Below are 20,677 nucleotides of genomic sequence, written 5' to 3'. Positions count from 1 at the left end.
GTCCGGAGTGCACGACTCGCCGTCGGGAGCGCACGACTCGCGGTCCGGAGTGCACGACTCGCGATGAGTTTGTGCGGTTTCGCCGGTCTGTACTCCCGACGGAGGTGGGCGATGGGCGACGAGGTGGACCTGCTCGAGCGGGCGATCGGCTACACGCTCGGAAGCCTGCGCCTGGTCAGCCGCGAGACGCTGCCCCGGGCGACACCTTGCCGGCGCTGGGACCTCGGCGACCTGCTCGGGCACATGGACGACTCGCTGCTCGCGCTGTCCGAGGCCGCGGACATCGGCGTCATCGCGCTCGATCCGCCCAGCCGAAGCGACCCCGCCGACCTCGTGGGCGCCCTGCGCGAGCGGGCCTGTCACCTCATGGGCGAGTGGACCTCCGCCGGTGACGCGGGCACGATCTCCGTCGCGGGCAGCCCGCTCGCGGCCGGCCTCGTCGCGGGCGCCGGCGCCGTCGAGGTCGCCGTGCACGGCTGGGACGTCGCCCGCGCCTGCGATGCGGACCGCCCCATTCCGCGCGCGCTCGCGCGCGAGCTGCTGGAGCTCGTGCCCCTGTTCGTCAGCGGTGCCGACCGGCCTTCACGGTTCGCCGCGCCGGTCGCGGTGTCACCGCTGGCCGGCCCCGGCGACCGGCTGCTGGCCTTCCTCGGCCGCGACCCCGGGTGACGGCTGCGTGGGCGGCAGGCCGAACAGCTCGAACAGCCGCGTGTCCATGAAGTTGGCGACGTGGCCGATTCCCCCACGCGTCAACGTGAGCACCTGCAGCGTGAAGGCCCGGAACTCGCCACTCTCGGGGTCGCGCAGGTACTGGGCGAACGCGGGCTGCCCGTTGGCCTCCACCGGCACCATGAGCACGCCGCCGGGACGCGCCGGGCAGCGCTCGGCCAGGTGTGTGCCCACGTCGGCGGCACCCGAGTACCAGGAGGCGAACGGCGGCATCTCCCACACGATGTCGGTGGTGAACAGCTCCACGAGGGCGGGTACGTCCTTGCGCTCGAACGCGTCGACGTACTTCTCCAGCAGCTCCCGCTGGTCCGCCGCGGCGGGCTCCTCGACGTCGTCCGGCGTCGGCGACACCTGCGCGAGCTGCGCGCGGGCGCGCTGCAGGATGCTGTTGACGGCCGTGGTGGTGACCCCGACGGCCTCGGCGACCTCGGCGGCCCGCCACTTGAGAACGTCTCGCAGGATCAGCACCGCCCGCTGCCGGGGCGGCAGGTGCTGCAACGCGGCGACGAGTGCGAGGCGGATGCTCTCCCGCTCGGTGACGATCGTGGCGGGGTCGCTCGGCGCGGCGCCCGCCAGCACGTCGGGGATCGGCTCCAGCCACGGGACCTCGGGCCGGTCGGCGAGGTCGTCGCCGGGATCGGCGCTGCCGCCGCCGAGCCCGGTGGGCATCGGCCGCTTGTTCCTGCTTTCCAGTGCCGTCAGGCACGCCGTGGTGGCGATGCGGTGCAGCCACGTGCGCAGCGACGAGCGGCCCTCGAACCTGTCGTAGGCGCGCCACGCGCGCAAGTAGGTCTCCTGCACCAGGTCCTCGGCGTCGTGTGCCGAGCCGAGCATGCGGTAGCAGTGCGCGAGCAGTTCGCGCCGGAACGGATCCGCCTGGCGCAGGAACTCGTCGTCGACCTTGGTATGCGGCATGGCCGTGCCCTTTCGCTGCCTCGAGGTCCTCATCCTGACAGACCCCACCGACAGGAAGAACTCATCGCGAGGGCGCGATGAGTTCTCCGGCCTGCCCCGGTCTGTCCCCCGTGAACACGGGAGGAGCCGAGATGGTGACGATGGAACAGCCCGCGACGAGGGCGGGCCGCAGGGAGTGGGTCGGGCTCGCGATGCTGGCGCTGCCGACGTTGCTGGTGTCGCTCGACATGAGCGTGCTCTTCCTGGCGCTGCCGCACCTGAGCGCCGACCTCGGCGCGAGCAGCACCCAGCAGCTGTGGATCCTCGACATCTACGGCTTCCTCGTTGCCGGCTTCCTGGTGACGATGGGCACGCTCGGCGACCGGATCGGCAGGCGGCGGCTGCTGCTCATCGGGGCGAGCGCGTTCACCGCGGCCTCGCTGGTGGCGGCCTACTCGACCAGTGCGGAGATGCTCATCGCCGCTCGCGCGCTGCTCGGTGTCGCGGGTGCGACGCTCATGCCCTCCACGCTCGCGCTGATCAGCAACATGTTCGCCGACGCCCACCAGCGCGCGGTGGCGATCGCGGCGTGGATGAGTTGCTTCATGGTCGGCACCGCGGTCGGCCCGATCGTCGGCGGCGTGATCCTCGAGTTCTTCTGGTGGGGCGCGGTGTTCCTGCTCGGCGTTCCCGTGATGCTCGTGCTGCTGGTGGCGGGGCAGCGGCTGCTGCCGGAGTACCGGGCTCCCGTGGCCGGGCGGCTCGACCTCGTCAGCGTCGTGCTGTCGCTCGCCGCGATCCTGCCGGTGGTGTGGGGTCTCAAGGAGCTGGCCGCGCACGGCTGGCGCTGGCCGCAGGGACTCGCGATCGCGGGCGGGCTCGCGATGGGCGTGGCGTTCGTGTGGCGGCAGCGCACGCTCGCCGACCCGCTCGTCGACGTCCGCCTGTTCCGCCGCGGCGCGTTCAGCACGATGTTGCTGGTGATGATGCTCGGCGGCGTCGTGATGGCGGGGACGTTCCTCTACGTGCCGCAGTACCTGCAGACGGTCGCGGGGCATTCGCCGTTGCAGTCGGGGCTGTGGCTGGCGCCGCAAGCGCTTGCCATGATCGTCAGTGCGCAGCTCGCGCCGCACCTGGCCCGCCGCTTTCCGGTGCCGCACGTGCTGGTGGTCTCGCTGCTCGTCGCGGCTGTGGGCTGTGTGGTGATCACGCAGGTGAGCGGCACCGGTGGGGCGCTGCTGCTGATGGTCGGCTTCACGCTCGCGTGTGTCGGCGTGGCTCCGCCGACGGCGCTCGGCACGGACCTGGTCGTCGGCTCGGCGCCACCGGAGAAGGCCGGGTCGGCGTCGTCGATCTCGGAGACCGGCAACGAGCTGGGGATCGCGCTCGGGCTGGCGGCACTCGGCAGCCTCGGCGCGGCCGTGTACCGGGCGGGGCTCGTGCTCCCCACGGGGGTACCCGCCGACGTCGCGGAGTCGGCGCGGGAGGGCGTGAACGGAGCCGCCGCGGCGGCGGGCGAGCTGCCCTCGCCGACCGGAGCCGAGCTGCTGGGCTCCGCGCGCGAGGCGTTCACCGAGGGCCTGAACGCGGTGGGTTGGGTCGGCGCCGCCGTCTTCGCCGCACTCGCCGTCCTCTCGGCCACACTCCTGCGCCGCCAACTCCCACGAACGGAGCCCTCCCCGCCACGGTGACCGTCCCCCAAGGCCACCTTAGTTGCGTTCAACGCAACAAAGGTGGCCTTGGGGGACGGAGGGACGGGGTCAGAGCATTTCAAGGGGTTCCGGGCGGCTTGGGGGTGGGAAGCGGGTGTCGAGGGCCGAGAGGTCCTCCGGCGTGAGGGTCACCTCCAGGGCCGCGGCGTTCTGTTCCACGTGCTCGCGCGTCGCCGCCTTCGGGATCGCGCACACCCCCGGCTGGTGGAGCACCCACGCGATCGCGAGCTGCGCGGGCGTCACGCCGTGCCGCTGCGCGACCTCGGCGAGCACGCGGTCACGCAGCAGCCTGCCCTGCTCGATCGGCGAGTACGCCATCACCGGCACCCCGCGCTCCCGGCACCACGGCAGCAGGTCGAACTCGGGGCCGCGCCGCGTGAGGTTGTAGAGCACCTGGTCGGTCACCACGTGCTCGCCGCACGGCGTCCGCCACGTCTCGCGCAGGTCGTCGCGGTCGAAGTTGCTGACCCCGAAGTGCCGGATCTTGCCGTCGGTGCGCAGCCGGTCCAGCGCCTCCAGGGTCTCCGCCAGCGGGTGCCCGCCGCGCCAGTGCAGCAGGTACAGGTCGAGCCGGTCGGTGCCGAGGCGGCGAAGGCTCCGCTCGCACGCCGCGATCGTGCCGCGCAGGCTCGCGTTGTGCGGCAGGACCTTGCTGACCAGGAACGTCTCGTCGCGGCGGCCCGCGATCGCTTCGCCGACGACCTCCTCGGCGCCGCCGTCGCCGTACATCTCCGCGGTGTCGATCAGGGAAACGCCGAGGTCGAGACCCAGTCGCAGGGCCTCGACCTCGGCCTTCCGGTCACGTCCGCGTTCACCCATGTGCCAGGTGCCCTGACCGAGGACGGGCAGCCGGTCGCCGGGGCCGAGCCGGAGATAGCGCATGGCCCCATTGTGGGTCAGGAGCGCTTCACCGCGTCGATCTTCAGCATCCGCGCGATCACCTTGTCGAGCTCGCGGTCGTCGAAGATCTTCTTCCAGTCGTCCTTCACGATCGTCTCGCGCCCGTAGTCCATCGCGATGAGGCACGCGTCGGAGAACGGGTTGGACCCGCGCAACGTGTTGGTGAGCGCCACCTGCACGTGGCCGAGCAGCATGGCGCGCGCGGCGGACTCGGGGACGCCGACGGTGTGCACGGTCTCGTGCAGTGCCTCGTTGAGCAGCGAGCCCACCATGCAGGCGACCGTCTCCACGAGCGTCGGCTCCAGGACCGCGAGCTGCTTCACGGTCACCCAGTGGACGTCCACGACGGGTGCGTACATCACGCGGATGACGTCGTCGGCGAGCTTGCGTGCGGTCTCGTTGTCCGACTCGAACGCGGCGACGACCTCCTGCGGTGCCGCGATTCCGCCGAAGGTGTCGGCGTACTCCTCCTTGGTGGTGCGCTCCAGGAACACCGAGGGGTGGCACGGGTGCGCCACGGCGTACTCGATGTCGTCGCGCTTGTGCAGCAGGCCCGCGTACGCCGCCGCCGGGTCGAGGGTCAGCACGATCGCGCCCGGCTTCAGCTCCGGCACGAGCGCCTCGGACACCTTGCCGAGCACGACGTCCGGCACGGCGAGGATCACGACGTCGCTCTCGCGCGCGGCCTCGGCCGAGTCGGACACCTCGCGGCCCTGGCTCGCCAGCAGTTCCCGCCCGTTGGGCGAGTTCTCGCTGTAGAGGACGCGGTAGTCGCTCTTCGCGAGGTTGTTGGAGACGCGCTGGCCCATCTTGCCGCCCGCGCCGACGACGGTGACCGTGGTCATGAGTTGCTCCTTAGGAATTCCACACTGTGCCGCGTCCACTCGTCCTCCAGCCTGCAGGTGGTCTCGAAGTCGTCCTGCAGCGGAAGCCAGTGCTCCACGATCTGGTTGATGTTCTTCTCGGCGGGTCTGACCCGCTCGATCATGGCGCCGTAGTCGAGGCGCCCCTCGCCGAGCCTGCAGCCGGAGAGCGTGAATCCGACCCAGCCCGCCTGGCGGGCGAAGTCGAAGTCCTTGACGTGGAGGTTGGCCACGTGCCGGGCGGTGGTCTCCACGACCTGCCTCGGGTGCTCGAGGTTCGCCACGCAGTTGGCCGGGTCGAGGCAGATGCCGAGGTGGTCGCTGCCGACGGCCTCCACGACGTCGACGAGGTCGGCCGACGCCACCTGCTCGTAGGTCTCCAGCGCGAGCGTCACGCCGCGCTCGGCGTAGCCGGGCACGGCCTCGCGGAGCCGTTCGGTGGCCTCGGCGAGCGTGGGCCGGTCGGCGGCGGAGTACAGCATGCTGCGCACGAGCGTCACGTCGAGCGCCTCGGCGAGGTCGAGGTAGCGCTTCAGGTGCTCCGGCCGCACGCCCCGCGTGCCGAGTTCAAGGGTCACCCCGAGGTCGCCGGCCACGGACCGCAGCTCGCGCAGCTCCGTTGTGGACAGTGACTCGACCGGTGGGTGGTCGCAGATCTGGAAGACGTCCGCGCCGAGCTCCCTGGTCTGCTCCAGCATCCGCGTGAGCGTCAGCGGTTTCTCGGCGCGGTCGGAGATGCGCCAGAAGAACGCGTACGTGCTCAGTCCGATCGCCATCAGGATCCCTTCGCCAGTGCCAGCGCCTCGTCCAGGATCTTCCCGACGGCGGCGGGGTCGTGCGCGAACCGGCCGAGGAACAGCCCGCCGACCGAGGTGCCGAGCCGGGTCAGCAGGCCCGGCCCGGCACTGCCGCCGTAGATCACGCGGACGCCGAGGCGGTCCTTGAGCGTGCCGCACACCTCGGCGATGTGCGACTCGGGCGCGGGCCGCGCGGCGCCGATCGCCCAGTGCGGCTCGTAGGCGACCACCACGGGGCCCGAGGAGACGCCGAGCGCGGATGCCACCTCGGCGACGCAGCGGTCGGCTGCCTCGGCCGAGGGCACCCGGTCGGGTTCGCCGACGCACAGCACCGGCACCAGGTCGTTGCGCAGTGCCGCCGCGGTCTTGCGGGCGACGGTCGCGTCGTCCTCGCCGTAGAGACGCCGCCGTTCGGCGTGGCCCACCTCGGCGTAGGCGCAGCCCAGCTCGCGCAGCAGCGGCCCGCCCACCTCGCCGGTGAACGCGCCGCTGTCGTCGGCGCACAGGTCCTGCGCGCCCACCCGCACCGGCGTGCCCGCGAAGATCTCGGTCACGGCCGGGATGCTCGGGAACGAGGGGAGCACGAACAGCTCGGCGTGCCCCCCCGCGATCGCCTCGTGCGAGGCGAGCGCGGCCACGTCCCTGCTCCACGCCAGTGTCCTGGCGTGGGAGAAGTACAGCTTCAGGCTGATGCCCAGGGTCAGCACGAACCCACGCTCTCGTAGTCCGTGAGCACTTGCACCTTCTTCGCCGACGGAGAGTTCTCGTCGAAGGTGTAGGTGAGCCACTCGCGGGCGAGCCTGCGGGCCAGTTCGAGGCCGATCACGCGCTGTCCGAAGGTGAGCACCTGCGCGTTGTTGCTCAGCACGGAGCGCTCGACGGAGAAGCTGTCGTGGGCGGTGACGGCGCGGATGCCGGGCACCTTGTTGGCCGAGATCGCCACGCCGAGGCCCGTGCCGCACACGAGCAGCGCGCGGTCGGCCTCGCCCTTGGCGATCAGCTCGGCCGCGGTGACCGCGACGGTCGGGTACGGGGTGTGCCCCTCCGCGTCCACCCCGACGTCCACAACGGACTCGACGAGCTCGCTCGCCTCCAGGTCCGCCTTGAGCGCCTCCTTGTAGTCGAAGCCGGCGTCGTCCGACCCGACCACGATGCGCCACTTCTGAGCCGTCATCACACACCTTTCCTGTCGGCGAGCACGCCGTGCACGACGCCGGCGATGAGCGCCAGCGACACCGCGCCCGCATCGGGCGTTCCCACGCTCTTCTCGGCGAGTGGCCTGGCCCTGCCGATCCTCGGCACCAGGTCCGCGGTCGCCTTCGCGGCGGCGTCGGCCTGCTCGGCCGCGTGCCCCCACGCCTCGGCGAGCCCCCTCGACTCGCCGACCCCGGCCGCGAGCGCCTCGGCGAAGGGCACCAGCACGTCGACCATCGTCTTGTCGCCGACCTTCGCCCCGCCGACCTTGAGCACGCTCTCCAGCCCGGCCGCGACCCCCTGGCTCACGGTCGCGGCGGTGGGCTTCCCCTTGTCCCCCAACGTGTTCGCGATGCTGCGCAGCAGCAGGCCCCACAGTGCGCCGGACGTGCCGCCCGCCTTGTCGGCCCACGCGTCGCCCGCGAGCGCGAGCAGCGTGCCCGCACCGGCGCCGAGCCGCAGCGCCTCCCGCGCGGCGTCGACGGCGGCGACCGCGCCGCGCTGCATGCCGATGCCGTGGTCGCCGTCGCCGGCGACCGCGTCGATCCGGCCCAGCTCGTCGGCGTTGCCGTCGATCACCTTGCGCACGGCCTCCAGCGCGGTGAGTACGACGCCTGCCGCCTCGCGGGACTCCTCGCTCGCCTCGGGCACGGTCTGTTCGGCCGAGTCCACGGCGAGGTCCTCGGGCGCGGGCGGCGCCGGGGTGAGCGAGCCCTTGCGGAACGCGGGCGCGTCGGCGGGGGCCGTCCAGTACCGCTCCAGCTCCTCGTCCAGCCAGAACAGGGTGAGCGAGGCGCCCGCGAGGTCGAAGCTCGTGACGAACTCGCCGACCTCGGGGTCCACCACCTCGACGCCCGCCTCGGCGAGCAACTGCGCCACGCGCCGGTAGACGACGAACAGCTCCTCGTGCTTCACGGTGCCGAGCCCGTTGAGGATCACGCCCGCCCGCTGCCCGCGCACGTCGGTGAGGTCGGCGGGCAGGTCGGCGAGCAGTGTGCTCACGAACAGCTCGGCCAGCCCGTCGGCGCTCGGCACGTCGGCCTCGTCGATGCCGGGCTCGCCGTGGATGCCCATGCCCACGGCCATCCTCCCCTCGGGGACCGTGAACAGCGGCGCGTCCGCGCCGGGCAGCGTGCAGCCGGAGAACGCGACGCCGAGCGAGCGGGTGCGGTCGTTGGCGCGCTCGGCGACGCGGTACACCTCGTCGAGGCCGAGCCCCGCTTCGGCGGCCGCGGCGGCGGCCTTGAACACGGTGAGGTCGCCCGCGACGCCACGCCGCTTGGCGGCCTGGTCGGCGGGTGCGCTCGACACGTCGTCGGTGACCGCGAACGTCCTCGTGGGAATGCCCTGCTGCGTCAGTATCTCCGCCGCGTGTCCGAAGTGGAGCACGTCGCCCGCGTAGTTGCCGAACAGCAGCAGCACGCCGCCGCCGCTCTCGGCGGCCTTCGCGACCGAGCACGCCTGCTGCGCCGAGGGCGAGGCGAAGATGTTGCCCGACACCGCGCCGTGGGCGAGGCCCTGGCCGACGAGCCCGGTGAACGCGGGGTAGTGGCCGGAACCGCCACCGACGAGCACCGCGACCTGCCCCGGCGTCTTGGCGGTGTTGCGCACCACGCCGCCCTGCACGCGCCGGACCCACCGCCGGTGTGCCGCGACGAAGCCGTCGAGCACCTCGTCGGCGAACTCGGCCGGGTCGTTGAACAGCCTGGTCATGCCTTGGTCACCGCTTTCTCGTCGGGGTCGCCGGTCTGCACGCGGCCCCGCTTGGCCAGCGCCACCATCAGCACCGCGGAGAGCACCATCAGCCCGCCGACGACGAACATGGGTAGGACGTAGGAGCCCGTGGCGTCGTTGAGGAACCCGGTGACGTATCCGGCGGCGAAGCCGGCGACGTTGCCGAAGGTGTTGATGAGCGCGATGCCGACGGCGGCGGCCGCGCCGGTGAGGAACTGCGCGGGCACGGTCCAGAAGTTGGGCAGTGCCGCGAAGATCGCGCACGCCGTGATGGTGATGACCACGATCGTCGCCGCGGGCGAACCCATGAACAGCGCGATCGGGACGCTCACGCCGCCGACGAGCGCGGGCAGTGCGATGTGCCACGTCTGCAGGCCGCGCCTGGTCGCGTCGCGCGACCACAGGTACAGCACGATCGCCGCCGGCACGTAAGGGATCGCCGTGATGAGGCCCTTCTCGAGCACCGTGAACGTGGTGCCGAAGTCCTCCTCGAAGCCGCTGATGATCGTCGGCAGGAAGAACGCGAGTGCGTAGAGGCCGTAGATGAAGCCGAAGTAGATGAGCGCGAGCGTCCACACGCGACCGCTGCGCAGCGCGGCCAGCACGCCGCCCTTGTGCGAACCGGATCCGGTCTTGGTCTTGGCCTCACCCTCGAGCTCGGCGGTGAGCCAGTCCTTCTCGGCCTGGGTCAGCCACTTCGCGTCGGCGGGCCGGTCGCTGAGGTAGAACCAGGTGGCGATGCCGACCAGGATCGCGGGCACCGAAACACACAGGAACATGAAGCGCCAGCCCTCGAGGCCGAACACGCCGTGCTGCTCGATGAGCGCGCCCGCGAGCGGGGCGCCGATGACCGTGGTGAGCGGTTGCGCGAGGTAGAACAGCGCGAGGATCTTGCTCCGGTGCCGCGCGGGCACCCACAGCGAGAGGAACAGGATCGCGCCGGGGAAGAACCCGGCCTCGGCGATGCCGAGCAGCAGGCGCAGCGTGTAGAGGCCGCCGACGCTGTCCACCCAGGTGAACAGCAGCGAGACGATGCCCCACGACACCATGATCCGCGCGAGCCACTTGCGGGCACCGAAGCGGTGCAGTGCGATGTTGCTGGGCACCTCAAGCAGGATGTAGCCGACGAAGAACACCCCGGAGGCGAAGCCGTACTGGGCGGCGGTGAGGCCGAGGTCGTCGTTCATCCCGTTCGGGCCGGCGAACGAGATCGCGGTCCGGTCGAGGTAGTTGATGAAGAACATGAGTGCCACGAAGGGCACGAGCCGCACGGCGACCTTTCTGATCGCCGAGCGCTCAACGGGGGACTGCTGGGTGGCGTCCACGTCGACACTCCTGACACGCGCTGAAGATTGCGGCGATGCTAAGCACGCGTAACCAGAACGGCCCAGTGTCGGTGAACGGAGTTGCAGTTATCGGGGCTATTTCGGTAGCCGTTTCGATCCAGAAGCGGCCTCGGATGAGAATGTGTTCAGCCGACGAGGGGTTCGGCGGCCCTCGTGTCGACGATCAGCTCGGTGACGGCGCCCGCGAGCAGCGCGGCCCGCAGCACGGGGGCCTTGGCCTCGCCGAGTGCGACGCACAGGCGGCGGGGGATGCGGCGCAGCGTCTCGATCGGCAGGCCGCTCGAGCGCTGGTTCATCGCGAGGTCGGTACTCGACCCGGTGGCGTGGAGGAACACCGTGCCGAGGTCTCCCACCACGCCCTGCTCGGTGAGCGAGCGCAGGTCGTCGCGATCGAGGTAACCGGCGCGGTAGAGGTGGCCGGGGATGCCGCCGCCGAGCGCGCCGACGGAGAACAGCGCGACGTCGGCCCGCTGCTGCAGGCGAACGATGCGCTGGACGCTGTGCTCAGCCCACAGCGCCGCCCGCGTTGCGGCCGAGTCGAAGAACGCGGGCACCGGGAAATGGTGCACCCGGGCGCCGAGTACCGCGCCGAAGCGGTCGAACACCCCCGAGGCGTACTCGGCGCCGGAGGAGAACGTGTTGCCCGACCCGCTCATCTGCACCACCTGCAGCCCGGGGACCACGCCGGGTGTGAGGTTGCGGGCGAGCGTGGCGATGGTGATGCCCCACGTGACCGCGATCGTGGTGTCGGGCGAGAGCGTGAGCCGCAGCTTCGCCGCCGCCTGCGTCGCGACGTGCAGCAGCCGTTCGCCCTCGGTCGCCCGCTCCGGAGGGGAGACGACCGTGGCCTCCGCCCCGTAGCGCTCCGCGATGAGGCGTTCGAGCGTGCTCGCCGCCCTGCCGCTGCGATGCACGGTGATCTCCACGAGCCCGGCGGTGCGGGCCTCTCCGACCAGGCGCGACACGGTCGCGCGCGAGCAGCCCAGCTCCTGCGCGATCGCCTCCATCGTGAGGTGCTCGTCGTAGTACAGCTCCGCAGCCCGCAGCACCGTGGCCCTGCGCGCGGTGTTCATGCGACGTGCTCCGCGATCGCCGTGACCACCACGGCGAACGACACCGCGCCCGGGTCGCGGTGGCCGAGGCTGCGCGCCGCCAGCGGGCGCGCTCTGCCGAGCCGGGGACTCAGCGACGCGGTCGCCTCGGCCGCCCGCGCGGCGACCGCCGAGGCGTTGACCCACGCCGGGCCGAGCGGCAGCTCGGCGGCGAGGTCGGCCTCGAGGCTCTCGGTGAACGGCAGGAACGCGTCCACCACGGTCTTGTCGCCGACGCGCGCGTTGCCGTAGGCGGTCACGGCGTCGAGCGCGGAACGGCACGCGGCCTGCACGGCGTTCGCGGGCGGGTCGGTGTCGGAGAGCACCCGCGCGGCCGCGCGCAGTCCCGCACCCCACAGCGCACCGGAGGAACCGCCGGCCCGGTCGCTCCAGGCGTCGGCGGCGAACAGCAGCGTCGTGGCCGTGCCCGCCCCTGCCTCGACGGCCCTGCCCGCGGCGGTCGCCGCCGCGCGGGCACCCCTGGCCATGACGCGCCCGTGGTCGCCGTTGCCGGCCACCGAGTCGAGCTCGCCCAGCTCCGGTTCGGCCTCGGCGAGCGCGGCCGCCGCGGTCTCGAACGCCGCGTGCACCAGTTTCGCCACGTGCCGCGACGCCTCGCTCGCCTCCGGGATCGCGCGCTCGGCGATCTCGGGCACCGGCCTCGGCGTGAGCGGGGCGGCCTCGGCGGGACCCTTGCGGTAGGCGGGGCTCTGCGCAGGCGCGCCCCAGAGCGCCTCCAGTTCGTCGTCGAGCCACGTGATCGTCAGCGACAGCCCCGCCATGTCGAGGCTTGTGATCAGCTCGCCGACCTCGGGCTCGACGATCTCGACCCCTTCGGCCTCCAGCGCGGGCACGACCTCGTTCCACAGCACGAACAGTTCCTCGTACTTGGTAGCGCCCATACCGTTGAGCAGCACGGTCGCCCTGCGCGCGCCGTCGGGGCGCTCGGCGAGGACCCGCCCGACGAGCAGCCCGGCCAGCTCGCGCGCACCGAGCAGCGGTTCCTCCGACACGCCAGGCTCGCCGTGGATGCCGAGTCCGACGCCCATCCGGCCGTCGCGCACGGTGAACAGCGGACCACGGGAACCCGGCGGCGTCGGACCCTCGAACGCGATCCCGAGCGACACCGTCGCCGCGTTGGTGCGCTCGGCGACGCGGACCACGCCCTCGAGGTCGTATCCGGCCTCGGCCGCGGCCCCGGCGATCTTCACGACCACCAGATCGCCCGCCGTGCCGCGGCGAAGGGACCGTTCGTCCCGCGGCGCGCTCGCGAGGTCGTCGCTCACCACCACCGAGCGCACCGGGATGCCCGCGTCGGTGAGCTGGGCGCGGGCGGCCTCGAAGTTCAGCACGTCGCCCGCGTAGTTGCCGTAGCTGAGCACCACGCCCGCGCCCGCGTCGGCGGCCGTGGCGACGGCCACCACCTGCTGCGTGGACGGCGAGGAGAAGACGTAGCCCACCACGGCGGCGTCGGCGAGACCGGGGCCCACCCAGCCCGCGAACGCCGGGTAGTGCCCGCTGCCGCCGCCGACCACCACCGCGACCTTGCCCGGTGCCGCCTGCGTCGCCCTGACCACCCCGCCGGGCACCCGCTGCACGAACCCGGGGAACGCGCGCGCGAACCCGGAAAGCATGTCGCCCGCGAAGTCGGCGGGGTCGTTGAAGATCTTGGTCATGGAACCCTTTCGTGCGGATCCGCTACAGGGGCGGGGTGAGGTCGACGTGCCAGCGGCCGCCTGCCTCGCTCACGCTGAGGTCGTAGGTGAACGGCTCGCCGTCGCTGCGGGTTCCGCTCACCGTCGCCACGCGCGGCTCGGTGCCGTCCGGCCGCAGGGAGACGCTCACGCCCGTCGTGCCGCGCAGCTCGTCGACGTAGGTCTGGGCGAAGTCGTCGGCCTGCCCGCCCGGCCCGCCGAGCAGCAGCCCGAACTCGTCGGCGTCGCGCTCGGTCAGCGCGCGTTCGAGCCGGTCGCGCAGCTCGGCGGGCGAGGCGGCGCCGGGCTCGGGCTCGCGCGAGATCAGCACGGTGACGACCACGATCCACACCACCACGAGCGCGACGACCACGCCGACGAGCCTGTTCCTGCGCATGGCCGAACGGTATCTCACCCCGGCTCTACCGCGGGCACCTCGCGGAGCGACCCTGGCCCTCGCCGAAGAGCACCACCTCGCCGCGGCGGTCCGCCGCCGTGCACGCGATCTGCTCGGTGGCCACAGTGGACAGCCGCTCCGGCGACATGGACAGGGTCACCACCACGCGGCCCGCGCCGCTCGCCGTCACCGTGAACGGCGCGGCCTCCGGCGGCACCTCGGTGCCGAGCCCGCGTGCTCGCTCCTCCTCCGTCGGGCCGGCCGCGAGCTCCGCCAGCGTGTCCGCATAGGACAGCGGCGGCCCGGCACGCAGCACCGGGAAGGGCCTGCCAGCTGAGAGGAAGTACAGGGTCGTGGCAGGGCCCGGTGCCGCCGCCCCGCTCGGTGGTGACGCGCCGACGATCACCCCGCTCGGCTGCACGCCGCACCCGGCGAGCGCCAGCAGCGCGGCGACACCCGGCCACAGCCCGCGCCTCATGCGTGCGCCTCCCTCTCTCCTGCCCACCGCGGCAGGCGCAGCGTGAACACGGCCCCGCCGTCGGGGGCGGACGCAGCCGTGAGCTCGCCCCTGCGCGTGCCGTCGTGGTGCAGCACCGCGTTCTCCCTCGCGATCGCCAGCCCGAGGCCGCTGCCCTCGGAACGCGCCCTCGCCGCGTCGGCCTTGTAGAACCGGTCGAACACGTGCGGCAGCACGGCGGCGTCGAGTCCGGGCCCGTGGTCGCGCACCTCCACCGTCACCCACTCCGCGTCGCCCGTCAGCCGCACGGACACGGGCGGCTCGCCGTGCCGCAGCGCGTTGCCGACGAGGTTCGCGACAATGACGTCCACCCGCCGGGGATCGACCACGGCCGTCACCGGGGGCAGTTCGGTCTCGACGCGCTCGGTGAAACCCCGCGCCCGCAGGCTCGCCCGCACCACCTCTGCCACGTCCACCTCGTCCGGTTCCAAAGCCGCGGCGCCGGAGTCGAACCTGCTGATCTCCATCAGGTCGTTGACGAGCCGGGTCAGGTTGTGGGCCTCCTGGCTGACGAGCCTGGCCGCGCGGCCGAGCTCGTCGGGCAGGGCGTCGGCGTCCTCGTCGAGGATGTCCGCGACCGCGGCGACGGCCGCCAGCGGCGTGCGCAGCTCGTGCGAGACGTCGGCCACGAAGCGCCGCGCGTCGGCCTCCATCGCGCGCAGGCGCTCGACGTGCCGCTGCAGCTGGGCGGCCGTGTCGTTGAAGGTGTGGCCGACCTCGGCCAGTTCGTCGGAGCCCCGGACGGCGATCCGGGTGCTCAGGTCGCCCTCGCCGAGCCGCCGCGCCGCGTCGCCCAGCTCCCGCACCGGACGCAGCACACCGCGGGCGGCCAGCAGGGCGACGGCGACCGCGACCGCCAGCGCCACCCCGCCGATGAGCCACGCCCGCTCGGCGAGCTGCTCGATGCTGTGCTGCTCGGCGAGCAGGCTGCGCGCGGTGTAGACCTCGATGCCGGACGGCTCGGTCATCCCGTCGGGCCCCACGATCAGCAACGGCGTCCCGATCATCAGCACGGGCGCACCGCCGAATTGCACCCGCTGCCACGCGATCCGGCCGTCGCTCACCGTCAGGCGCAGTTCCCCCGGGATCACCTCGGGGTCGAGCCCGCCCGCCGACCGCGCGCCACCGTGGATCGCGACGGCGGAGGTCTCCCGGTCGGTGACGACGCCGGCGATCTCGCGAAGCCCCGCCTCGTCCGGCTCCGGATCCCGCAGGGGGAACAGCGTCTCCAGCCGGGTCGTCATCGACACCACGGCGGCGTCCTGTGCCTGTTGCAGCACCAGGTTGCGCGACTGCACGTAGCTCGCCCCGGCCACGGCCACCGCGGTGAGCACGCTCAGCGTCGCGAACGCGAGCAGCAGGCGGGTCCGCAGGCTTCCGAGGCGGCTCACAACGGCCCGAACCGGTACCCGAACCCGCGCACGGTCTGCACGTACACCGGGGCCGCCGAATCGTCCTCGATCTTCGCGCGCAACCGTTGCACGCACGCGTCGACGAGCCGCGAGTCGCCGAGATATCCCTGGTCCCACACCGATTCCAGCAGCTGCTGGCGGCTGTACACGCGGCCGGGCGTCGCCGACAGCTCCAGCAGCAGCCGCAGTTCGGTGGGCGTCAGCCCGACGCGCGCGCCCTGCCTGGTCACCACCAGCCCGGAGCGGTCGATCGTCAGGTCGCCGTACCGCTCCTCCGGCGCCGCCTGCTCGCGGCCGGTGCGCCGCAGCACCGCGCGGATACGCGCCTCCAGCACCCTCGCCTGCACCGGTTTCACCACGTAGTCGTCGGCGCCGGCCTCCAGCCCGGCCACCACGTCCATGTCGTCGCCGCGCGCGGTGAGCATGATGATCGGCACCTCGCTGGTGGCCTGGATGCGGCGGCAGACCTCGAAGCCGTCGATGCCGGGGAGCATCAGGTCCAGCACCACGACGTCGGGCGGCTCGGTGCGCAACCGGTCCAGTCCGCTCTCGCCCGACTCCACCGCGTCCACGCGGTGTCCCTGCCTGCCGAGCGCGAGCTCGAGCCCCTGACGCACCGCCGCGTCGTCCTCGATCAGCAACACCCGTGACACGCCGCCGAGTATCACAGCCGCCGCCGGGCGCCGCCCGCCGACCAGAAGGCGACACACCCGATCGCCCCGGCGAGCAGCATCGCGCCGAGGACGTCGCTGAGCCGGTGCCAGCCCGCGATCATCGTGGCGGCGCCGACGAGGACGGCTCCCGCGAGGCCCGGTACGGCGGCCCACCAGCGGACCTTCGCGGGCAGCACGAGCAGGACGGCCAGCACGATCGCCGTCGTCGCCGCGACGTGCCCGCTGGGAAAGCTGTTGTGTGTGGTCGATCCGGTGACGTCGAGGTCGGGCCGCGTCACCACGGACTTGAGCACCCGCGCGCCCGCGACCGAGCAGCCGAACAGCACGATGCCCGCGAGCGCGGCACGGGTCCTCCCGCTCAGCATCCCCGCGACGAGCACTCCGCCGAGCACGACGGCCAGCACCAGCGGATCGCCCACGACCGACAGCAGGGCCATCGCCGCCCCGTCGGCCGCACCGTCCCGGCCGGGACCGGCCAGCAGAAGCTGGTCCAGTTCCTGGCCGGCTGGCGTCCACACGAAGACGGCACAGGTCACCAGAAGTCCGAGCACGCACGCCACGGCCGCCAGCAGGAGTCCCGCCCCGCCGTCGCGCGTCCGGGCCCGCACATCCGTTACCACCGGACCAGTGTCACCCGGCGATGTCCCGGGCTCGTGCGGGAAATGTCATGGTTCTGTCACAGACCCGCGGCGGGCGAAGCTGTCGACGAACTGTGACACGCGTGGCGCGAGGTGCGCACATCCGCCGCCGACCGTGAGCGGTATGGACCAACCACCCACCATCCGGGATCGGCTCTTCGCCGTCGTCACGGTGTTCCTCGCCGTCGTGTTGCTGCTGCCCGCGCTGGTGTGGCGTCCTCGGCGGGCCCGTGAGCTCGCCTGCGGGTGGGCACTGGGCCTGCGCTTCCCCGCCGAGGACCTCACGGGGCTCACCGACGGCGCGAGGGCCGCGTTCACCGCCGCGCGTACCGAGGCGTTCTGGCGGCACGGCCAGCTGATCGGGCTCACCTCGGGGCACCGGGATCCCGCGGCGCAGCAACGGCTTTTCGACGAGGAGGTGCGGCGCTGCGGCTCACCGGCCGCGGCGCGCCTGCGCGTGCTGCCGCCCGCCGAATCGGGGCACGTCGCCGGGATCGCGCTCGACGTCCGCCCGCGGGAAGGCGCGCTGTGGCTGGAGAAACACGGCGCGCGTCACGACCTCTACCGCACCTACGACAACGAGTGGTGGCATTTCGAGTACCGGCCGGAGACGCACGGTGTGCCGCCGCGCCGGCTGCCCTGCCCGGGTGTGGCGGAGCCGGCCTCCTGCTGAGCGCCCGCCCGCCCGCGCCGTTGCCCTCGGCTGACGAGGTGGTAGGTCGCGGGGCCGACGACGGGCAGCCCGAAGATCGAGAGCATGACCGCGAGGAACTCGGTCACTCCGTGCGGCAGCACGAGAGCGCACACGGACACGAGGCCGCCGACGATCCCGAGGTACGCCACCGTGCCGAGTGCCGTCGCCCCGGCACAGACGAGGATCAGCCTGGCCACCTCTCCGAGCCTGCCGTCGCGGAGCCGGCGGGGCAGCGCGCGGAGGCCGACCGCGATGGCCATGCCGGTCATGCCGCCTACGGCGATCCCGGCGATCCAGACGGGGATCAGCACCGGGGAGTCACCGTCGAGCAGTCCCGAGTCCCGCGCCAGCGTGCCGAGCCCGAACGCGCCCGCACCGCCGCCGCCGATCATGAGCAGGAGCAGGAGCACCACCCAGCTGCCCGCGAGCACCCTGTTGCCGCTCTCTTGCTCCGGAGCCGAGGTCACCACGCCAAGCTAGCGGGTTTTCCTTGTCAGGGCCGGAGTTCCACCAGGTTGCTGAGGCCCGACAGTTCGATGACCCGCCTGCTTGCCGAGCCGAACGGGGCCATGACCTGGCACTCCGTCTGCAGCAGCCGCAGCCGCTCCGCGAGCGCGAAGAGGATCCGCAGGCCCGCGCTGTCGAGGTACGTGACACCGGCGAGGTTGAGGCGGACGGTCAGCAGGTGGTTGGTGATCGCGGCGAAGATGTCGTCCTGGACGACCTCGCAGTTGGAGAGGTCCACCTCGCCGGTGACCGCGATCTCGATCGCACCGGCGTCGGACGACAGCACCTCGACGTTCGCCGTCGTCATGCCGGATCGCCGCCGGTGACGTTCTTGCGGATGTGCACGAGGGTTCCTCCCGGTCCGTGTTCGAACCTGAGGTCGTCGCTGAGCTGGTGCATGAGCTCCGTTCCCTTCCCCCGGTGGGTGCCGCGGGGCGATCGCCAGTGGCCGGTGTCGCCCACGGTGGCGAGTACCTCCCCTTCGCGTGCCTCGAGCCGCAGCGAGAGCGTGCCGCCGAGCGGACCGTACGCGTGCTCGATGACGTTGGAGCACGCCTCGCCGACCACCACGAGCATGTCCCCGGCCTCCTCCGGTGTCGCGCCTGCCGACGGCAGCCAGCGGCGCAGCGTCGCGCGGACGTCGGCGAGCACCTCGGGGATCGCGTCCAGCTCGAAGCTGATCTCCCGCAGCTCCTCGGCCTCCTGTCTGCGCATGGCGAGCACGGCGATGTCGTCGTCGGTGGGGCTGGTGCCGACGAGCCGCGACATCACACGCGAGCACAGCGGCTCGGTCGGGCCCGTGGCGACGGTTTCACACAGCAGCGCCAGCCCGTCGTCGAGTGAGCGGTCGCGTCGCTCGACGAGGCCGTCGGTGTAGAACAGCACCGTCGCGCCCTGCGGGATGCCGACCGTCACGCTGCGGCGCTGCACGGGAGCGGTGCCGATGCCGATCGGCGGGTCCACCGGCACTTCGATCAGCTCGGCCCGCTCGCCCGGCCGCGCGAGCACCGGTGCGAGATGCCCGGCGAGCGACAGGTGGATCCGGCTGAGCGAGGGCTCCCACATCGCGTACGCCATCGTCACCATCGTCTGCGGCTCGAAGTGGCGCATGTGCCGGTCGAGCCGCGTCAGCACCTCGGTGGGGCTGTCCGAGTCGAGCGCGTACGAGCGGGTGGCCGTGCGCACCCTGCTCATCACCGTCGCCGCGGCCAGCCCACGCCCCACCACGTCGCCGACCGCGACGCACAGCCAGCCCGACGGCAGGGTGAACACGTCGTACCAGTCGCCGCTGACGCCGCTCGCCTCGCCGGGGGCGTACCTCGCCGAAAGTTGCAAGCCGGGAATGGCGGGCAACAGGGCGGGCAGCAGCGTGCGCTGCAGCGCGGACGCCGCGGCCCGCTCGCCGCGCGTGAGCCCGGTGCGGGTCGCCAGCGCCAGCCGGTCGCCCGCGACCTGGAGTACCTCGACGTCGTCCTCGGTGAACGGGGTGGAGTCGAGCGTGCCGACGTGCAGCACCCCGAGCATCTCGCCTCCGGCGAGCAGCGGGACACCGGCCAGCGAGCGGATGCCCTTCTCCCACAGCAGCGGGTTGACCACGGTCGTCGGATCGACCTGCTGGATCACCAGGGGTTTACGGGAGGCCGCGATGTGCCCGGCGAAACCCTCCCCGATCGGGATCCGCACGCCCTGGCGCACCTCCTCCTCGATGCCGGAGGCCGCCGCGGCCACCAGGTGCTCGCCGCCGCTGTCGAGCAGCAGCACGGTGGCGGTGTCGGCGTCGAGGAGTTCGCGCACGCGTTTGAGCAGCTCCGGCAGCAGCTGCTCCAGATCGAGATGGGCGAGGGCGCTGTCCGTGACCGCCTCGATGCGGCGGAGGCGGCTCTCCGCGTGGCCCCCCGAATCGACCGACCTCGGCATGAGGAGGAGCATAACGTCGGCCACGGTCTCCAGCAGCGCGCGATGGGTTGCCCAGCGCGAACGCCTCACAGCGCCGGGCGGTCCCCGGCGAGCAGCGGCTCGAAGAGGTCGCCGTGCTCCTCGACGCGCTCCAGCACCTCGTCGGCGGTGAACACGAGGTCGGCCGCTGTCTCGCACTCGGCGACCTCGTCCCACAGCAGCGGAGTCGACACGGTCGGCGACGGCCGCGCCCGCAGCGAGTACGGCGCCACGGTGGTCTTCTGCGTGTTGTTCTGGCTCCAGTCGATGAACACCTTGTGCGGGCGCAGGTTCTTCGCCATCCGCGACACCACCAGCTCGGGCATCGCCTTCTCCAGGCGTTCGGCGAGCTGCTTGGCGTACTCGCGGGTCCGCTCCGCCGAGCGCACGCGAACCGGCGAGTACAGCTGCATGCCCTTGGAGCCGCTGGTCTTGGGGTAGGCCTCGATACCGTCCTCGGCGAGTTCGTCCCGCAGCCGCAGCGCGACCTCGCAGCACTCCACGATCGTCGCGGGCTCGCCGGGGTCGAGGTCGAACACGAGCAGGTCCGGCTTGCGCTTCGCGCCGCGCGGACCGACGGTCCACTGTGGAATGTGCAGCTCCAGGCTCGCGAGGTTGGCCACCCAGACGAGCGTGGGCAGGTCCTGGATCAGTGCGTAGTCGGCCTTGTCGGAGCCGCGGGAGCTGCCCGGCGTCTCGATGCACACCGTGCGCACCCACTCCGGCGCGTGCCGCGAGACGTCCTTCTCGAAGAACGACTTGCCCTCCACGCCGTTGGGGTAGCGCTTGAGCGTCAGCGGCCGGTCCTTGACGTGCGGCAGCAGCACCGGGGCGATACGCGCGTAGTAGTCGAGTACCTCACCCTTCGTGAAGCCCACGTGCGGATAGAGGACCTTGTCCAGGTTGGACACCCGCATGCGGCGGCCGTCCACCTCCACGAGCGGGCTGG

General features: G+C 72.4%; 22 protein-coding genes. 3 read left to right on the top strand and 19 right to left on the bottom strand.

All coding sequences use genetic code 11. The annotated features are described in order from the left end of the window. The first annotated feature begins 111 nt into the window (after positions 1–111). Complete coding sequence (locus tag BA062_RS37000; RefSeq protein WP_110343801.1) at positions 112–669, top strand: TIGR03086 family metal-binding protein; 558 nt, start codon at positions 112–114, stop codon at positions 667–669. Here the strand turns inward: BA062_RS37000 and BA062_RS36995 are convergent. Then, on the bottom strand, positions 610–1,677 hold the full coding sequence (locus BA062_RS36995) for a sigma-70 family RNA polymerase sigma factor (RefSeq protein WP_110343800.1): 1,068 nt from the start codon (positions 1,675–1,677) through the stop codon (positions 610–612). The two genes, BA062_RS37000 and BA062_RS36995, sit on opposite strands and share 60 nt — an antisense overlap. Before the next feature lie 98 nt (positions 1,678–1,775). Between BA062_RS36995 and BA062_RS36990 the strand changes: the two genes are divergently transcribed. Further along, positions 1,776–3,314: an MFS transporter gene (locus BA062_RS36990; RefSeq protein ID WP_210407118.1), complete on the top strand. Its 1,539-nt coding sequence runs from the start codon at positions 1,776–1,778 to the stop codon at positions 3,312–3,314. Between the two features lie 69 nt (positions 3,315–3,383). On the opposite strand, the gene BA062_RS36985 is transcribed toward BA062_RS36990, so the two are convergent. The 14 genes from BA062_RS36985 to BA062_RS36920 all read right to left on the bottom strand — a co-directional run bounded on the left by BA062_RS36985 (position 3,384) and on the right by BA062_RS36920 (position 16,574). Further along, positions 3,384–4,217 carry an aldo/keto reductase gene (locus BA062_RS36985; protein ID WP_110343799.1) on the bottom strand — a complete coding sequence of 278 codons (834 nt, stop codon included), beginning with the start codon at positions 4,215–4,217 and terminating at the stop codon, positions 3,384–3,386. A gap of 14 nt (positions 4,218–4,231) precedes the next feature. Further along, positions 4,232–5,080 (bottom strand): phosphogluconate dehydrogenase C-terminal domain-containing protein, encoded by an 849-nt coding sequence (locus BA062_RS36980; RefSeq protein ID WP_110343798.1) that lies wholly within the window; start codon positions 5,078–5,080, stop codon positions 4,232–4,234. Then, positions 5,077–5,874, bottom strand: a complete 798-nt coding sequence (locus tag BA062_RS36975; RefSeq protein WP_110343797.1) for a sugar phosphate isomerase/epimerase family protein — start codon at positions 5,872–5,874, stop codon at positions 5,077–5,079. The genes BA062_RS36980 and BA062_RS36975 overlap by 4 nt, the downstream gene beginning before the upstream one ends. Continuing rightward, the gene (locus BA062_RS36970) at positions 5,874–6,602 is read right to left on the bottom strand and encodes a triose-phosphate isomerase family protein (protein ID WP_110343796.1); all 729 of its coding nucleotides are present in this window, start codon (positions 6,600–6,602) and stop codon (positions 5,874–5,876) included. Before BA062_RS36970 ends, BA062_RS36975 begins: the two co-directional genes overlap by 1 nt. Continuing rightward, complete coding sequence (locus BA062_RS36965; protein ID WP_110343795.1) at positions 6,596–7,069, bottom strand: ribose-5-phosphate isomerase; 474 nt, start codon at positions 7,067–7,069, stop codon at positions 6,596–6,598. The genes BA062_RS36970 and BA062_RS36965 overlap by 7 nt, the downstream gene beginning before the upstream one ends. Continuing rightward, positions 7,069–8,802: a dihydroxyacetone kinase family protein gene (locus tag BA062_RS36960; protein ID WP_110343794.1), complete on the bottom strand. Its 1,734-nt coding sequence runs from the start codon at positions 8,800–8,802 to the stop codon at positions 7,069–7,071. The genes BA062_RS36965 and BA062_RS36960 overlap by 1 nt, the downstream gene beginning before the upstream one ends. Continuing rightward, positions 8,799–10,148 (bottom strand): MFS transporter, encoded by a 1,350-nt coding sequence (locus BA062_RS36955; RefSeq protein WP_110343793.1) that lies wholly within the window; start codon positions 10,146–10,148, stop codon positions 8,799–8,801. Before BA062_RS36955 ends, BA062_RS36960 begins: the two co-directional genes overlap by 4 nt. 146 nt (positions 10,149–10,294) lie before the next feature. Then, positions 10,295–11,242 (bottom strand): sugar-binding transcriptional regulator, encoded by a 948-nt coding sequence (locus BA062_RS36950; RefSeq protein WP_110343792.1) that lies wholly within the window; start codon positions 11,240–11,242, stop codon positions 10,295–10,297. Next, positions 11,239–12,936, bottom strand: a complete 1,698-nt coding sequence (locus BA062_RS36945) for a dihydroxyacetone kinase family protein (RefSeq protein ID WP_110343791.1) — start codon at positions 12,934–12,936, stop codon at positions 11,239–11,241. The genes BA062_RS36950 and BA062_RS36945 overlap by 4 nt, the downstream gene beginning before the upstream one ends. Before the next feature lie 22 nt (positions 12,937–12,958). Further along, positions 12,959–13,351 carry a hypothetical protein gene (locus BA062_RS36940; RefSeq protein ID WP_110343790.1) on the bottom strand — a complete coding sequence of 131 codons (393 nt, stop codon included), beginning with the start codon at positions 13,349–13,351 and terminating at the stop codon, positions 12,959–12,961. Positions 13,352–13,376: 25 nt separating this feature from the next. After that, positions 13,377–13,829, bottom strand: a complete 453-nt coding sequence (locus BA062_RS36935; protein WP_110343789.1) for a hypothetical protein — start codon at positions 13,827–13,829, stop codon at positions 13,377–13,379. Then, positions 13,826–15,259, bottom strand: a complete 1,434-nt coding sequence (locus tag BA062_RS36930) for a sensor histidine kinase (RefSeq protein ID WP_110343788.1) — start codon at positions 15,257–15,259, stop codon at positions 13,826–13,828. The genes BA062_RS36935 and BA062_RS36930 overlap by 4 nt, the downstream gene beginning before the upstream one ends. Next, entirely contained in the window at positions 15,256–15,933 is a 678-nt protein-coding gene (locus BA062_RS36925; protein ID WP_110343863.1) for a response regulator transcription factor, read from the bottom strand. Before BA062_RS36925 ends, BA062_RS36930 begins: the two co-directional genes overlap by 4 nt. 11 nt (positions 15,934–15,944) lie before the next feature. Beyond that, positions 15,945–16,574, bottom strand: coding sequence for a phosphatase PAP2 family protein (locus tag BA062_RS36920; protein WP_146240139.1), 630 nt, complete (start codon positions 16,572–16,574; stop codon positions 15,945–15,947). Between the two features lie 142 nt (positions 16,575–16,716). Between BA062_RS36920 and vanY-N the strand changes: the two genes are divergently transcribed. Continuing rightward, positions 16,717–17,265: a D,D-peptidase/D,D-carboxypeptidase VanY-N gene (vanY-N, locus tag BA062_RS36915; RefSeq protein WP_110343786.1), complete on the top strand. Its 549-nt coding sequence runs from the start codon at positions 16,717–16,719 to the stop codon at positions 17,263–17,265. Here the strand turns inward: vanY-N and BA062_RS36910 are convergent. The 4 genes from BA062_RS36910 to ligD form a co-directional block, all read right to left on the bottom strand. After that, entirely contained in the window at positions 17,163–17,753 is a 591-nt protein-coding gene (locus BA062_RS36910; protein WP_146240138.1) for a hypothetical protein, read from the bottom strand. The two genes, vanY-N and BA062_RS36910, sit on opposite strands and share 103 nt — an antisense overlap. A 26-nt stretch (positions 17,754–17,779) precedes the next feature. Further along, positions 17,780–18,100 (bottom strand): STAS domain-containing protein, encoded by a 321-nt coding sequence (locus BA062_RS36905; protein ID WP_110343784.1) that lies wholly within the window; start codon positions 18,098–18,100, stop codon positions 17,780–17,782. Next, the gene (locus BA062_RS36900; protein ID WP_110343862.1) at positions 18,097–19,710 is read right to left on the bottom strand and encodes an ATP-binding SpoIIE family protein phosphatase; all 1,614 of its coding nucleotides are present in this window, start codon (positions 19,708–19,710) and stop codon (positions 18,097–18,099) included. Before BA062_RS36900 ends, BA062_RS36905 begins: the two co-directional genes overlap by 4 nt. Before the next feature lie 65 nt (positions 19,711–19,775). Continuing rightward, positions 19,776–20,666, bottom strand: coding sequence for a non-homologous end-joining DNA ligase (gene ligD, locus BA062_RS36895; protein WP_245960221.1), 891 nt, complete (start codon positions 20,664–20,666; stop codon positions 19,776–19,778). Positions 20,667–20,677 lie beyond the last annotated feature (11 nt).

Origin of the sequence: Prauserella flavalba, assembly GCF_003202235.1 — a bacterium.
GTDB classification, from domain to species: Bacteria; Actinomycetota; Actinomycetes; order Mycobacteriales; family Pseudonocardiaceae; genus Prauserella_A; species Prauserella_A flavalba.
This window is presented reverse-complemented; position numbering and strand designations above follow the sequence as displayed.